The sequence below is a fragment of the Petrotoga mexicana DSM 14811 genome (assembly GCF_002895565.1).
Lineage (GTDB): Bacteria > Thermotogota > Thermotogae > Petrotogales > Petrotogaceae > Petrotoga > Petrotoga mexicana.
The window spans coordinates 56,645-71,110 of sequence record NZ_AZRN01000005.1 but is presented as its reverse complement, the minus strand read 5'-3'; the positions used below and the strand labels follow the sequence as shown (position 1 = coordinate 71,110).

15 protein-coding genes are annotated in these 14,466 nt (G+C 33.1%); 10 read left to right on the top strand and 5 right to left on the bottom strand.

Going from position 1 to position 14,466, the window contains the following annotated elements; all coding sequences use genetic code 11:
* Window positions 1–9 precede the first annotated feature (9 nt).
* From X927_RS01855 to X927_RS01835, 5 genes are all read right to left on the bottom strand, one after another.
* The gene (locus tag X927_RS01855) at window positions 10–477 is read right to left on the bottom strand and encodes a metallophosphoesterase family protein (protein WP_103076415.1); all 468 of its coding nucleotides are present in this window, start codon (window positions 475–477) and stop codon (window positions 10–12) included.
* Window positions 474–1,529: an S-methyl-5-thioribose-1-phosphate isomerase gene (gene mtnA / locus X927_RS01850; protein ID WP_103076414.1), complete on the bottom strand. Its 1,056-nt coding sequence runs from the start codon at window positions 1,527–1,529 to the stop codon at window positions 474–476. The genes X927_RS01855 and mtnA overlap by 4 nt, the downstream gene beginning before the upstream one ends.
* A gap of 288 nt (window positions 1,530–1,817) precedes the next feature.
* Complete coding sequence (locus X927_RS01845) at window positions 1,818–2,627, bottom strand: CheR family methyltransferase (RefSeq protein ID WP_103076413.1); 810 nt, start codon at window positions 2,625–2,627, stop codon at window positions 1,818–1,820.
* 19 nt (window positions 2,628–2,646) lie between these two features.
* Window positions 2,647–3,414: a hypothetical protein gene (locus tag X927_RS01840; protein ID WP_103076412.1), complete on the bottom strand. Its 768-nt coding sequence runs from the start codon at window positions 3,412–3,414 to the stop codon at window positions 2,647–2,649.
* A gap of 71 nt (window positions 3,415–3,485) precedes the next feature.
* Window positions 3,486–4,241 carry a YebC/PmpR family DNA-binding transcriptional regulator gene (locus X927_RS01835; RefSeq protein ID WP_103076411.1) on the bottom strand — a complete coding sequence of 252 codons (756 nt, stop codon included), beginning with the start codon at window positions 4,239–4,241 and terminating at the stop codon, window positions 3,486–3,488.
* Window positions 4,242–4,685: 444 nt separating this feature from the next.
* Here X927_RS01835 and X927_RS01830 point away from each other — a divergent pair, with 444 nt between their 5' ends.
* The 10 genes from X927_RS01830 (at window position 4,686) to X927_RS01785 (ending at window position 14,363) form a co-directional block, all read left to right on the top strand.
* On the top strand, window positions 4,686–6,731 hold the full coding sequence (locus X927_RS01830; protein WP_169925091.1) for a transglycosylase domain-containing protein: 2,046 nt from the start codon (window positions 4,686–4,688) through the stop codon (window positions 6,729–6,731).
* Between the two features lie 115 nt (window positions 6,732–6,846).
* A complete protein-coding gene (gene rplU / locus X927_RS01825) occupies window positions 6,847–7,161 on the top strand; it encodes a 50S ribosomal protein L21 (RefSeq protein WP_103076409.1) in 315 nt (104 codons plus the stop codon).
* Between the two features lie 5 nt (window positions 7,162–7,166).
* Window positions 7,167–7,463, top strand: coding sequence for a ribosomal-processing cysteine protease Prp (locus X927_RS01820; protein ID WP_103076408.1), 297 nt, complete (start codon window positions 7,167–7,169; stop codon window positions 7,461–7,463).
* 4 nt (window positions 7,464–7,467) lie between these two features.
* On the top strand, window positions 7,468–7,737 hold the full coding sequence (gene rpmA / locus X927_RS01815; RefSeq protein WP_103076407.1) for a 50S ribosomal protein L27: 270 nt from the start codon (window positions 7,468–7,470) through the stop codon (window positions 7,735–7,737).
* A gap of 7 nt (window positions 7,738–7,744) precedes the next feature.
* On the top strand, window positions 7,745–8,305 hold the full coding sequence (locus X927_RS01810; RefSeq protein WP_103076406.1) for an ECF transporter S component: 561 nt from the start codon (window positions 7,745–7,747) through the stop codon (window positions 8,303–8,305).
* Window positions 8,306–8,318: 13 nt separating this feature from the next.
* A complete protein-coding gene (gene rplM, locus X927_RS01805; protein WP_103076405.1) occupies window positions 8,319–8,774 on the top strand; it encodes a 50S ribosomal protein L13 in 456 nt (151 codons plus the stop codon).
* Window positions 8,775–8,789: 15 nt separating this feature from the next.
* Window positions 8,790–9,197, top strand: coding sequence for a 30S ribosomal protein S9 (gene rpsI, locus X927_RS01800; protein WP_103076404.1), 408 nt, complete (start codon window positions 8,790–8,792; stop codon window positions 9,195–9,197).
* Window positions 9,198–9,242: 45 nt separating this feature from the next.
* Window positions 9,243–10,982 (top strand): DNA primase, encoded by a 1,740-nt coding sequence (gene dnaG, locus X927_RS01795; RefSeq protein WP_103076403.1) that lies wholly within the window; start codon window positions 9,243–9,245, stop codon window positions 10,980–10,982.
* An 86-nt stretch (window positions 10,983–11,068) separates the two neighbouring features.
* Window positions 11,069–12,313 (top strand): sigma-70 family RNA polymerase sigma factor, encoded by a 1,245-nt coding sequence (locus X927_RS01790; protein WP_103076402.1) that lies wholly within the window; start codon window positions 11,069–11,071, stop codon window positions 12,311–12,313.
* Window positions 12,314–12,365: 52 nt separating this feature from the next.
* A complete protein-coding gene (locus X927_RS01785; protein ID WP_103076401.1) occupies window positions 12,366–14,363 on the top strand; it encodes an ATP-dependent helicase in 1,998 nt (665 codons plus the stop codon).
* Window positions 14,364–14,466 lie beyond the last annotated feature (103 nt).

Here is a 14,466-nt window from a genome sequence, read left to right as displayed (position 1 = left end):
CTCGTAAAATTACAGATGCAGTAATTTGATTTCAAAGATACTTTCATTCAATTCTATTTCTGCATACTCTCCTTCGCAAAAAGCCCCTGGATTCAATATCAAAGTATCCTCTATTTCATATTTCTCTTGATAATGCGAATGTCCAAAGACCATCAAATCGATCTTTTTATTAAAATATTTCAACAGTTTTTCAGGTATTGCACGACCAGTTTGATGACCATGGATAAGGCCTATTTTTTTGTCAAATAATTCTAAAGACAATTTTTCGGGGAGTCGATTTTTTATATAAAAATCGTCCATATTTCCATACACAGCATGAAGTATGGGCTTTTGATTTTCTAAGTAATTCAGTACTTCGATATCTACGATGTCTCCAAGTAAAAATATTTGATCATAAAACCCAAAGTTTAATTTGTCTAGGCTTTTCAAGTCTGATTTTATAGGAATATGTAGATCGCTAATTACAAGTATTTTCAAAGGGTGACCACTTCCACTATATTTTTCTCATATGGAGGTCTTAGGACTTTCTTTTCGGTAATTATCGCTGTAACTAATTCATTTGGAGTTACATCAAAAGCAGGGTTGTATACATTTACATCGTCTGTCACTAAACGAGTTTTATGGCAAAATCTGACCTCATTATGATTCCTTTCTTCGATGGGAATACCTTCCCCATTTTTTGTTTCTATGTCTATAGTTGAAAGTGGAGCTGCAACATAAAAAGGAATACCATGCTTTTTTGCAAGAACAGCTACAGAATAAGTTCCAATTTTATTAGCAACATCCCCATTACGTGCGATTCTATCGGCTCCTACTATTACAGCATTTATTTTTCCTTGTTTCATTACCCAACCTGCCATGTTATCTGTAATTAGTGTAGTTTTGATACCGCTTTTAACCAATTCCCAAACGGTTAATCTAGCTCCTTGAAGGTATGGTCTGGTTTCATCTGCATAGACCTGTATATCTTTTCCATTTTCAACAGCTGCTCTAATAACCCCTAAAGCGGTTCCATAATCAACTGTTGCTAATGCTCCTGCATTGCAATGTGTCAAAACGGTGTCCCCGTCGTTTAACAAAGACTCTCCGTTCTTACCAATCTGTTTATTTATTTCAATGTCTTCGTAGGCAATCTTCAGTGCTTCTTCTTCTAATATGTTGACAAGGTCATTTATTCCTTTTGTGGGAAGGCTATCTTTTAAAAGTTTATCCATCCTGTTCAACGCCCAAAATAAGTTTACAGCAGTGGGGCGGGTTTTAGATAAACTGTTTTTTACTTCTTCCAATTTGTTTAAAAATAGATTTTTGTCAGAAAGATAGGAAAACTCTTTTGCCCCTAAAACAAAGCCAAATGCTGCGGTCGCTCCTATAGCGGGAGCTCCTCTTACTACCATGTCTTTTATTGAATTAGCAACATCGAGATAAGTCTGACATTCTACATACTTTTCTTCTATAGGTAAATACCTCTGATCTATCAAAATTAGACTGTTACCTGTCCATTCCATTGTCATTGTTTTTATATTTTTCATTTGTTTCCTCCTCGTATAATATGTAATTTGTTCTTTTTTATTATTTCTTTTGTAAAGAGGGACCTACGGTCCCTAGCCCAGAAGGGGTGGGGGAGGGCTCCGCCCTATGACCCTTTTAAAAGCCGAGCCTTTTTGTGAGTTAATTGTTAGCATCGTTTTCTCGTAAGCTGCACTTAGTCTTTATTAGCGCCCCTTTGCCCCGCTCCCCACCCATAAGGAAGATTAGAAGGATTTGCCCCTTTGCCCCGCTCCCCACATAAGGAAGATTAGAAGGATTTGCCCCTTCAACTAAATAATTTTTTTGTAAAAAAAGGGAGCAATAGAAGTGAAGCCAAAGGCCTTATGATTGAAAATTCTTTCCGTAGAACCAACAAACAACACTCCTCCAGGATTTAAAGCATCGTAGAATTTTTTGTATAACTTTTCTTTAGCGTCGTTGTCAAAATATATGACAACATTCCTACATATGATTAAATCAAAATTCTTTTCAAACTCGTCAAATAGGAGGTTCATTTTATTGAAAGTAACATTATTTTTGATGAAATCTTTTATTTCGTATTTACCTTCTTCTGTTTTTTTGAAATACTTTTTTATGTATTCATCGTTTAAGTTTATTAAACTTTTTTCATTATATATGCCACGTTTGGCTTGCTGTAAAGCTCCATCGTCAAAATCTGAAGCGATTATTGTTGATTTGCTGGAAATACCTAATTCATTTAATATAATAGCAAGTGTGTAAGGTTCCTCTCCTGTAGAACAACCTGCACTCCAAAATTTTAGCCTCGGTTTGTGATTTTTAATGAGCTTGGGGATTATTTCTTGTTTTAAATATTCCCATTTCTCTGGGTTCCTAAAAAATTCCGTAACATTTATGGTGAGTTTATCTAAAAACTCCTGCCATTTGTCCTTATTTTTTTGTAATAATTCTAGATATTCCGAATAAGAATTGATTCCATACTTTTTGAGCAATATATCCGTTCTACGCCTTACTCTGTGTTGTTTGTATCCAGAGAGATCTAGATTGAAATGGGTTACCAACTTTTTCAAAAACAATTTGTAATCTTCGTCATCATAAGGAGAAGAATAATAATCCGCCATCTTTTTCCTCCAAATTTATTTATCTATTTTCGCTTAAGAGTTCTATATAGAAAGAAACACCTATTCCAAGATTGGAATAAGTCAGAAATAAATTTCTCGTAACAGGTATTCGAAAATAGAAATTTTCTTCATTTTTATCGAAGTAAATCGAATCAATCAAAAGAGATTTGGTGCTCGAATTGTACTCCAATAGAAAATCTTGATTCAAAATATAAACAGAGTCAAGAGCATTATTATCCAAAGAAAAAAGTAAATCTCCAGCTCTAAAATAGTACTTCATAAGATCTTCAAACCCTAGAGATATACCTAATTTGTTTGGAATTGCTAAAGTCAACGCAATTTTTGATTGAGAAAGGTCTGTGACCTTAGTCCAAAAGGACATGTTAAAAAGCGATTCTTTGAAGATAACGCCAATTTTCAGATCGTTGAATGTTAGTACAAAATAATCGTCCAATACCATGCTGAAACTATCAAAACTTTCTGTTAAAAAGTATGGGTCGTTTCTATTTCCGGGATTTCTATACGAAAATTCGAAGCCTGCTTGATCGAATTTGAAATAATTAATTACATTATCTACATTCGATAATCGAACTTCGTCTTCTAAAGATTCAAAGTCAAAATTGAACTTAGTTTCGTAAATATCTTCAAACTTTAAATCAAAAATAAATTCGTTTTTCAAAGTTTGAGTGAAATCACTTAAAAAAAGTACCTTCGAGGGACTAGAGGCGAAATTCAAGGTGGAGATTATCGATGTAATTAATATAAGTATTAAGGGAAATCTTTTCATTTGTAGTTATCCTTTCCCAAATAGTTCCCTAATAATTTAAAATGGGGACGAAAGTCCCCATTTATGGGTTTTTAAATGTTTGCAGCGAGTCTTTCCATTACTTCATCGTCAATCTCATAATTTCCGAATACTTCTTGAACATCATCCATATCATCCAATGCATTCAACAATTTTAATAACTTTTCGGCGTCTTCATCAGAAAGCTTAACGGTTGTTTTGGGTAAAAAGGTTAACTTTTCGGAAACGGTATATCCTGCTTCTTTTAGAGCATTTCTGACTTGAGTTAGATTTTCAGGGGCGGTGATGATTTCTAAAGGATCGGTGTTTTCATCTAAATCTTCTGCGCCAGCTTCAACCGCGACTAACATTAACTCGTCAATATCTTCAACTTCTTCTTTGGGGATGGTTATTAGTCCTTTTCGTTCAAAATTCCACGAAACAGAACCTGATTCTGCTAAAGATCCACCCCATTTCGAGAGAACATGGCGAACCTCTTGAGCGGTTCTATTCTTGTTATCGGTTACAACCGAAATTAGGAGCGCAACTCCTCCTGGACCGTATGCCTCGTACATTATTTCGGTGAGTTCTTCACCCTCTAATTCACCGGTTCCTTTTTTTATAGCTGATTCGATCTTGTCTTTAGGCATGTTAGCTGCCTTAGCGTTTTCTACCGCGGTTCTTAAACGTGGATTAGCTTCTGGATCTCCTCCACCTTCTCTAGCAGCTATTGTAAGCTCTCTAATGAGTTTTGTAAACATTTGGGATCTTTTTGCATCTTGTGCACCTTTTCTGTGTTTAATATTTGCCCATTTATTATGTCCTGACATAATATTCAGCCTCCTCACAAACATTGAATAAATTATTTTTGTCGCGTTTCCTTAAGTCAATTAAATTTAGACAGAAACAATTATACTATTAAGGATTACATAGGCATTTTTGTTTTCTATCAATTTAATTACTATTATTTTACTTTTATGGAAAATTTGTTATTCTTATAAATTCTTTCACCATTATTTTAACATTTTTCATTTAGAAAAACAAGCAAAATATTTTCTATAATATTATTTATTACTAAAATTTTTAAAAAATATAAATCTAAATATGGTATGATATCCTCAGGCGTTAAGGGGTAACCCCGGACATTGAGGGGTAAACCCCTCAAACTCCCCAAAAACAAAAGTCTTTTTTTTAAAAGATCTTTGTTTGCACACTGCGGCAAACAAGCGGAGGTGTTTTTTATAAAGAGTTTCATTATAGGTTTTTTTATGGGAATGGCAATTTTTTTTGCTTTATTTTTCTATGTATACGGCTATTACAATGATTCAACTTCTATTTTTCTTGTAGATCCCAAGTACAACACTTATCTATTCGATAATGGAGAACAGATACTATCAACAAAATACAAATATGTTAAGCTGGATGAAATGCCTTCAGAATTGATATATTTCCTTTTGTGGTCAGAAGATAGAGAGTTTTACGAACACAATGGGATCAATATTAAGGCGCTGACGAGAGCTGCATTAACAAATATAAAGAACTTTTCTATAGTCCAAGGTGGGAGTACCCTAACTCAACAACTTGCCAAAACTGTTTATCTCACAAATGAAAGAACTATTAAAAGGAAAATAATGGATATTATGCTTGCTTTTTTTCTGGAGAGGTCTTATACAAAAGAAGAAATTTTGGAAGCTTATATGAATAGTGTGTATTTAGGGAATGACATTTCAGGATTTGGGGCTGCGGCAGAGAGATATTACGGAAAAGAGTTACAAAATTTAAGTTACGAAGAGATGCTAGTTTTAATAGGGATAATAAACGGACCAGAAGTTTACAACCCCTATAAGTACCCAGAAAGAGCTAAAAATCAGGGGATGATAGTTTTAAATTCCCTTCCTAGTAATTTTATAATAGAAGAAAAAGACAGCGTTAAGGAAAGAATTGATAAGATGGTTTTTTACCCTCAAACCTACGATGAAAGATATTTAAATTTAGTTTATAGAATCAAAGTAGAAGAAGAAGATATAGGATTAAAGGGTGGTGGGTATACTATAAAAACCACCTTTAATAAGAATTTATTCGATTCTGTTACTGTAGATTCATCAACCTCTGCCATTGTGATCAACAACAAAACTGGTGAAATATTAAGTTTTTGGGGTGGAGAATACGATGTTTTCTATTCCCAACAACAAGTTGGTTCTGCTATTAAACCATTTTATTATCTTTTAGCTTTGGAAAATGGTTATGATACAGATACGGTACTTCCCGATCAACCTATGAAATTTGGTGATTGGGCCCCGGAAAATTTTGATAAGACATACAGAGGAACGGTCACTTTAGAAGAAGCGTTAGTCGATTCCATAAACATTCCATCGATCTACCTCGCTTCTCATATAGATATATCTCCTCAAAGGTCTATAGAAACAATAAAGAATTTTCTTTCAAATGTTGTAGGTGTTCAAGGTAAATATCCCAATGATTTAACATTGTCGCTGGGAACTGTGGAAACAAGTCCATATGAGTTTACAAAAGCTTATTCACTTTTCCCAAATTACGGTATTATTCCTTCGACTTACATAATTTCAGAAGTTTACGATAAAAAAGGGAATTTAATATATAAAAGATATCCAAATGTTGAAAGAAAAATCGATGGTATATCCAATGATTCATATGCCACAATGAATACTTTAATGAGAAAAGTCGTTTTAGAAGGAACAGGGCAAAGAGCAAATGTTTTAGATTTAGATTTACATGGTAAAACCGGAACTTCTGATTTATCAGCTTGGTTTGTTGGATACACCGGTAGCGAGGTTTTAACCACTATGGTTAAAGGGGAAGATCTTTTATCTTCTTACACGGCTGTTCCCTGGGCAAAAGAGATTGCCACCTCTTTACTTTATTATGGCCAAAGCGAAGAGGTTTATGTTTATCTTAGTTTAAAAAGTATACAAGAAAGTATTTCATTTTTTGAAAGTCCCATTGATTTCGTTTCCACCGGGGGGAACGTTGTGGGATATTTAAATTCGGTCAAGTTCGATTATCCGTATAAAGAGCTTGAAAAAAAGATAAACGCTGCCCAGAGGGAAATTCAATATCTTTATCCTGATGTGGTAAAAGAAATCGAGCAATGGAAAAAAGAGAATCTGACGGATTTCTTTAAAGAACCATTTTCCTTCATTCAAAACGGTTACGATTTGGAAAGTTACTTGAACAGCATTACTATCGATAAAGATAAGCAAGCACAATTAAAGGAGATTTATAATCAAATAAAGTATATATATCCTGACCAAGCTAAAGTAATAGAAAAGTTCATAGAGTGAAAAATGTCTAGTTTTATTTTTTTAAAATTAACAATTAATTAATACTACCCGTTTATTTAGATGGTAAAATAGGCAAATGGATTTTAGAAAATTCTGAGAGATCGGAGGTGCAAAAGTGTACGCTATAGTCTATTTTAATGGTAAACAATACAAGGTAGAAAAAGATCAAGTGATTTACACTGAAAAAGTAAAAGATGTCGATCCAGGTAACCAGGTAGTATTAGACAAAGTTATTTATTTAAGTAAAGATGAAGAAAAGAAAGCTGGGAAACCTTATGTTGAGGGAGCAAAGGTAATTACCGAGGTTGTAGAGCATGGGAAAGATAGAAAGGTAAAAATAATCAAATTTGAAGGAAGAAAAAATTATAGAAGAGAAAAAGGTCACAGACAGGAATATACCGCTCTAAAAATAAAAGAAATTGAAGGGTAACGCCGATGATTATCGCAGTTTATACCAATTCTGAAAGACCCAGTGTAGAAATTTTCGGACATGCCGAATTTTCTTCTTTTGGCAACGATATAGTTTGTAGTGCCGTGAGTGTTTTAACTCAATTTGTTGCTGAAATTCTAAAAAATGAAAGTTTAGGTCAGATTGAGAAAAGAGAGGGCTATTTAAAGATTTCGCTCAAGCAAGAAACTCACCTCTCCCAATTGTTATTAGATTACTTGCTTAAAAGTTTGGTTGCTATATCTAAAGATTACCCAAGAAATCTTAAAGTGGAGGTTAGATAAGAATATGAAAATAGATTTACAACTTTTTGCTAAAAAAAGCTCTGATGTAAATAAAAAAGATAGCAACCCCAAGTATCTTGGTGTCAAGGCTTCTGACGGCAAAAAAATTAAGGCTGGAACTATAATTGTTAGACAAAGGGGCACTAAGATTCATCCTGGGGAAAACGTTGGAATAGGAAGAGACTTCACGATATTTGCTAAAATAGACGGCGTTGTTAAGTTCAAAACTAAAAACAACAGGAAGTTCGTTGATGTTTATGCCCTAAAGGACTGATCCGTTTATGCATGGTAGAAGAGTTGCGATTGTTGGAATATTTGGGGCACTCTCTTTTCTTTTAACTTTTATAGAATTTCCAATAATACCTTTGTTACCTTTTTTAAAATTTGATCCCAGCGACAGTTTGATCATTTTGGTGACAATGGGATACGGTTTTTTGCCTGGATTCTTTACTCTTATAATAAAAAGTTTTTTATTTATTTTCAGAGCTGGTGATGGTGGTTTAATAGGTATATTGATGAATTTTATAGCTGGGACTGCTTTTATAACCACGTTGTATTTGTTAAAAAATTTCGTTAAGTTGAACAACTGGATCAATTACGTAATTTCTTCTTTACTGACGGGGGTTGTAGCGTACGGGTTGAATTATTTTATAGCGATACCAGTTTATACTAATCAACCAACATCACAATTCGTTACTAACATAGGGATAAGTTTGCAAGTGTTTTTTTTACTAGTTCTATTGTTTAATTTCATCAAATTTTTTGTGGATTCGTCTATTTCGCATTTTTTATTGAAAAAAACAAAAATAACAAGTTTCGCTCAAGCAAAAAGAGAAGAATGAGGAGGTTTTTGAAATGAATTCTAAATTAGTGCAGCCTTCGTATATCGCTAAAAAAGAGGATATAAAAAGGGAATGGTTCTTAATTGATGCAAAAGACTACACACTAGGAAGACTAGCATCAAGGATTGCAAAAATACTACAAGGGAAACACAAGCCAACTTATACACCACATATAGATTGTGGAGATTTTGTTGTTGTAGTGAATGCAGAAAAAATAAAACTTTCGAAAGACAAAAAAGAAAACAAAGTATACAGAAGATACAGTGGTTATCCTGGAGGGCTCAAGGAAATTTCTTTTGAACAAATGTACAATAAACATCCTGAAAGGATAATTAAGTTGGCTGTGAAGGGAATGATGCCAAAGACCATTTTAGCCAAACATATGATGAAAAAATTAAAGGTATATGTTGGTCCTGATCATCCACACCAGGCTCAGAAACCAAAAGAGATAAAAATAGAAAATATTTAATCAGGAGGTATTCGAATGGCAGAACTTGTCGAATATTATGGAACCGGTAGAAGAAAAACAGCTGTTGCGAGGGTACATTTGAGACCAGGTAATGGTAAGATTAAAATAAACGGAAAAGAATACAAAAGTTTAGTAGAATATTTAAGAGGCAACGAGGTATGGGAAATGGAAGCTTTAAAACCACTCACCATTACATCTACGAATGGACAGTTTGATTTAGTTATAAGGGTTAATGGTGGAGGATTGAGTGGCCAAGCTGGTGCCATTAGGCTTGGAATTGCCAGGGCTTTGCTTTCTTATGATGAATCTTTGAGACCCATTTTGAAAAAAGAAGGTCTATTAACCAGAGATCCAAGAGAAGTAGAAAGAAAGAAATATGGTTTGAGAAAAGCTAGGAAAAGAGCTCAGTTTTCAAAAAGATGAGTATTGTATTATTTGCTTTGTATTTTTAAGGAATAGTGAAGTATTATGAGCAGAAATTACGATAACCTGAAAAAAACGATTGACGAAATTAAAAATAAAGTTGATATAGTTGATTTCGTCAATTCTTATTTGTCTCTTTCTAAAAGGGGAAAAAATTACGTAGCACTATGTCCTTTTCACGCGGAAGATACACCATCTTTTTATATATTTCCTGAAACTCAAACCTTCCATTGCTTTGGATGTGGAGCTCATGGTGATGTGATCACTTTTTTGGAAAAGTATGAACAAATTAGTTTTTTGGATGCCTTAAAAAAAATAGCTACATATGCAGGAATTGAACTAGATATTACTCAAAAAGAAGAACCTGTTGAGGTAACTTTCAATGAGGAAGTTTCCAAGCTTTATAACTATAATCTTCTCAACCTTTCTTCGAAGCATAGAGTGTGGCAGTATCTGAAAAAGAGAGAGATAACCAGAGAGTTAGCTGAAGAATTTGAATTAGGGTTTGCCACGGGCTCAGAAATCCAAAAAGTGATCGAAGAAAATCTTTTTGACAAAGACATTGCAAAGAATGCTGGTTTGTTGATCAATGGTGACAAAGAGTTTTTTTATAATCGTTTAATTATCCCAATCAGGAACAATGTTGGAGAACTAGTGGGCTTCGCTGGTAGACAAATAGAGGAAGAAACGAATTCTCCTAAGTATCTGAATACTCCTGAGAATAAATTTTTTAAAAAGTCTAAAATACTTTACAGGTATTATAAAAACAAAAAATTCATAAAAGAAAATGATTTTGTAATATTGGTCGAAGGGTACTTTGATGTAATTTCTATGTACAAATTAGGTTTCAAAAATGTTGTAGGAATTTTAGGTTCTGCCTTTACAAAAGATCATGCCCTTGAATTACTGAAAGCAACTAACAAAGTAGTTACAATGTACGATATGGATGAATCTGGTCAAAAAGCCACTTTATCCACTATAGATGCTTTATTTGCTAAAGATTTCCAAATAGCAGTTTCGAAGTATCCTGCTAAAGATCCCGACGAACTAACCAAGAAGCACGATAACAAATACATCGCCGAAATATTAAAAAGCTCCTACAAATTTCATGAATTCATTGTTGATTATTATGCAGAAAAATACGATTTAGGCAATGAATTCGCTTTAGAGAAATATTTGAAAGAAATGTCAAGATGGTACAAAAAATTTGAAAATGTTGGAAGAATAAGTTATTTACAAAGTTTTATAGAAAATATTTCAAAAAAAACGGGAAAAGGCACCGAATACATTCAAAAAGTATTAGAAAGAACGTCTGCGCTCATACCTGAAAGTTCTGCTTCAAATGAGTCTAATTCTCAAACGAAAGATACTCTTTACGTAGAAAAGGATATAAGGTACGATATTGCAAAATCTTATTTATACCTATGGATTAAATATCCTCACTATAGAGAGATACTCAAAAATTATTTCAGCGAAGAAGATTTCTCTAGTCAATTGCTCAAAGAATTTTTTACTTTAACCTCACAAAGTTCAGATATCGGGTTTCTACTTGAAAATTCTTCAAAAGAACTAAGTGAATTGATAGTAGAGGTTTGGAAGATTGAATATTTCTTTAATCCGGAGAGGATTCTTTCTTCTTTAAAAGAGAGTATTAGAAGAACAAAAATAAATCAACAAATAGAAGAGTTGAAGAAAAAACTTCATGAAACAAAAGATCTTTCGGAAAAGACGAATATTACGTCTCAAATCATACAACTTTATTCTAAACTAAAAATAGTAAATTGAATAGTAGATTACACAATATTTTAAAAATGGATTTTATTTGTTTATTAAGCGATCTAATAACGTTCCCTATGGAGGTAAACTAATCGATGGAAAAGCTTAAGAAAAAGATAGATTTTTCAGAATTAATAGAAGAAATTGAAAAAATAGAGATTGTTGATCAAGATAAAATTAGGGTTAAAAGAGACAAAGAATGTTATATAGAAGAACTTGAAAAAGGTTTGGAAAACCTTATTGAAATAGCCAAAAAGAAAAATAATACCATAACTTATCAAGATATAGATGAATGCATACCTCATAATTTATCAGATGTAATTGATGGTAACTTTTTAGAAAAGATTCATGAAAAGCTAGAATCCGAAGGAATAGAAATTATGGAATCTTTTCCAGAGGACCAAGCCCAGGAGGAAGAAGAATTTTTTAACGAGGGTTTGGAAGAGCTTTTTCAAGAAAGGGAATCTCAGATATTTGACAACTCTGCCGTAAATGAACCCATAAAGATTTATTTGAGGGAAATAGGGGGGATCAAACTCTTAACCCCTTCCAGGGAAAGACAACTTGCGATAAGGGCTAAAAAAGGTGACAAAAAAGCCAAAGACGAATTAGTGAAGGCAAATTTAAGATTAGTAATAAGTATAGCCAAAAGATATACTGGAAGAGGATTAACCTTTTTGGATTTGATTCAAGAAGGGAACATTGGCTTAATTAGAGCTGTAGAAAAATTTGATTGGAAAAGAGGTTTTAAGTTCTCAACCTACGCTACTTGGTGGGTTAGGCAAGCAATAACAAGAGCTATAGCCGATCAAGCGAGAACAATTAGAATACCTGTTCATTTGGTTGAAACTATAAATAGGATGAATATAGTTATTAGAAAACATCTCCAAGAAACAGGTGAATATCCCACTACCGAAAAATTAGCAGAATTACTGGATAAACCGTTGGAAAAGATGGATGAGATTTTATTGGCAACTAAAGAAATCATTTCCGTTGATGCGCCTATAAGTGGTTCAGATGATGAAGAAGCTTATATAGGGGATTTTTTAGAGGACTCTGAAGCTGATCAACCAGAGGAAATTGCGGTAAGAATGATACTTAAAGAAGAAATTGAAAAAGTTTTAGAATCCTTAAGGCCCAAAGAAGCAACGGTGTTAAAAATGAGGTATGGTTTGCTTGATGGCAAGATGAAAACACTCGAAGAGGTTGGAAACTTCTTCAATGTCACAAGAGAGAGGATAAGACAGATTGAAGTAAAAGCTTTAAGAAAGTTAAGGCATCCCTCCAGAAGCTTGCAATTAAAAGAAATAAGCGATATGATAGAAAAGAAAGATATATAACGGGCGAAGGGGTGCAAATATACAATATGATATTTAATAGGAGTGTAAATACATGGAGAAAAATAAGGGGAATGATTTCCTCTTTTTGGAAAAAAGGTTCCCCTCTTTTCTAGAAAATGAGTTAGATGAGGAACAAAAAGAAGCTGTTATAAAATCAGAAGGAAGATCGATAATAGTTGCGGGTCCTGGCTCTGGTAAAACTAGAGTAATAACCTATAAAATTGCCTATTTGTTGAATAATGGAGTTAAACCTGAGAATATTTTACTAGTTACCTTCACTAGAGCGGCAGCAAAGGAAATGATAGAAAGAGTAAAGAATGTAACTAACAGAAACATGGACAAAATGCTTGCAGGTACCTTTCATCATATATGTAATTCTATTCTCAGAAGGTATGCTACGATTTTAGATTACAAAAATAATTACAGCATTCTCGACAAAGAAGATTCAAAAGATTTACTGAAAATGGCTAAAAGCGAGTACATCAAGGAAATCAGTGATAATTACAAACTTCCCAAAGAAGAAGTAATAATGAAAATTATAAGCTATTCATGTAATACATTAACCTCTTTAAGAGAAGCCATACTTGAAAGAGCTCCCTATTTGTTGAATTTTGAAAGAGATATTGAACAAATCTGGGGTATATATACCCAATTAAAAAAAGATATGAACGCCATGGACTATGACGATCTATTAGTAAATACTTTAGTTTTATTCAAAACTCATCCAGAAGTACTAAACAAGTGTTCAAGCCAATTTAAATATGTTTTAGTTGACGAATTTCAAGATACGAACAAAATTCAAATTGAATTGGTTGAGGCTTTATCCTCGGTTCATGGAAATTTGATAGTTGTTGGAGACGATTCTCAAAGCATATATTCTTTTAGAGGAGCTTTATTTAAAAACGTAAAAGATTTTATAGAAGATGACAGAACAAAAGTTTTCAAAATACAAAGTAATTACAGAAGTACCTCTGATATAGTAGGTTTTATTAATCATTTAATACCTTCTAACTCTGTACCTAAAGTCCTCAAGCCTATAAGAAAAAGTTATTTAAAACCTTTTGTTGTGGAAACTTTTGACGATTTGGAACAAGCCGATGCCGTAACCAAAATCATAAAAGATAAATTAAAAGAAGGTTTAGATTACAAAGATATCGCTGTACTATATAGATCACATTCACTATCTATGGTATTACAGCAAAAATTGGATTCAAAAGGTATTCCTTACAGAATACTATCGGGATTGAGATTCATCGAAACCGCACATATTAAAGATATATTGGCTTTTTTAAAGGTATTAAACAATCCTTTGGATAAGATTTCATGGATGAGAGTTTTAAAATTATTTCCTGGGATTGGTAACAAAACTGCATCAAAGATCTATGAAGAGATAGAAACTCGAATAAATGAGGAAAACGATAACATCTCAAATATATTGAAGGAAACTGAAATAAAAAAGTTCAAAACACCCCTGGAATTATTGACAAAACTTTTTGAAAAGAAAGAAAGTAGTCCTGATGAGTTGATAGATGTCATTTATCAAGATTTCTACCAAGAATATTCTTTCTTAACTTTTACTGATTCTAAATCAAGGAACATGGATATTGAAAGATTCAGTGAAATTGCCAGTCGATACGATTCCGTGGGTGCTTTTATAGAAGATTTGACGCTCAGTGAAGAGCTAGGGGTAATACCCGCGAACGATGAAAAAAAGAACGCCACGAACGGGGTCAATGATGAGAATAAGTTAACTCTCACAACGATTCATGGAGCAAAGGGGTTGGAGTGGAAAGTAGTTATTCTCATATCGGTGAATCCAGGAGATTTTCCCAACGGACTTGCAATTAAAGAACAAAAATTAGATGAAGAAGAAAGGCTCTTCTATGTTGCCATAACAAGGGCAAAGAATGAATTATACATTTTGAAACAACTGACTGGAACGACCAACCCTTATTTAAGGAATTCATTTTATTTTGTAAAAAAGGAAAACGATTTTATCAAAAAAATTCCTGAGGGAATGGTCAACCGTTTGAAAATCAATTATAAATAACGATAAATTATTTAAATTGTTATATTTAATTAATTTTTAATTAAGGTCTAATAATGTAAAATATCCACTGGCGTTTTCTTATTTTTTCAAATATACGAAAAAT

Excerpts from the sequence above, each read along its gene's own strand:
- X927_RS01845 (WP_103076413.1), bottom strand. The coding sequence starts at position 2,627 with ATGGCGGATTATTATTCTTCTCCTTATGATGACGAAGATTACAAATTG.
- X927_RS01785 (WP_103076401.1), top strand. The coding sequence starts at position 12,366 with ATGGAGAAAAATAAGGGGAATGATTTCCTCTTTTTGGAAAAAAGGTTC.
- X927_RS01820 (WP_103076408.1), top strand. The coding sequence starts at position 7,167 with ATGATTATCGCAGTTTATACCAATTCTGAAAGACCCAGTGTAGAAATT.
- rpsI (WP_103076404.1), top strand. The coding sequence starts at position 8,790 with ATGGCAGAACTTGTCGAATATTATGGAACCGGTAGAAGAAAAACAGCT.
- rpmA (WP_103076407.1), top strand. The coding sequence starts at position 7,468 with ATGAAAATAGATTTACAACTTTTTGCTAAAAAAAGCTCTGATGTAAAT.
- dnaG (WP_103076403.1), top strand. The coding sequence starts at position 9,243 with ATGAGCAGAAATTACGATAACCTGAAAAAAACGATTGACGAAATTAAA.
- X927_RS01830 (WP_169925091.1), top strand. The coding sequence starts at position 4,686 with ATGGCAATTTTTTTTGCTTTATTTTTCTATGTATACGGCTATTACAAT.
- X927_RS01810 (WP_103076406.1), top strand. The coding sequence starts at position 7,745 with ATGCATGGTAGAAGAGTTGCGATTGTTGGAATATTTGGGGCACTCTCT.
- X927_RS01840 (WP_103076412.1), bottom strand. The coding sequence starts at position 3,414 with ATGAAAAGATTTCCCTTAATACTTATATTAATTACATCGATAATCTCC.
- X927_RS01835 (WP_103076411.1), bottom strand. The coding sequence starts at position 4,241 with ATGTCAGGACATAATAAATGGGCAAATATTAAACACAGAAAAGGTGCA.
- rplM (WP_103076405.1), top strand. The coding sequence starts at position 8,319 with ATGAATTCTAAATTAGTGCAGCCTTCGTATATCGCTAAAAAAGAGGAT.
- X927_RS01790 (WP_103076402.1), top strand. The coding sequence starts at position 11,069 with ATGGAAAAGCTTAAGAAAAAGATAGATTTTTCAGAATTAATAGAAGAA.
- mtnA (WP_103076414.1), bottom strand. The coding sequence starts at position 1,529 with ATGAAAAATATAAAAACAATGACAATGGAATGGACAGGTAACAGTCTA.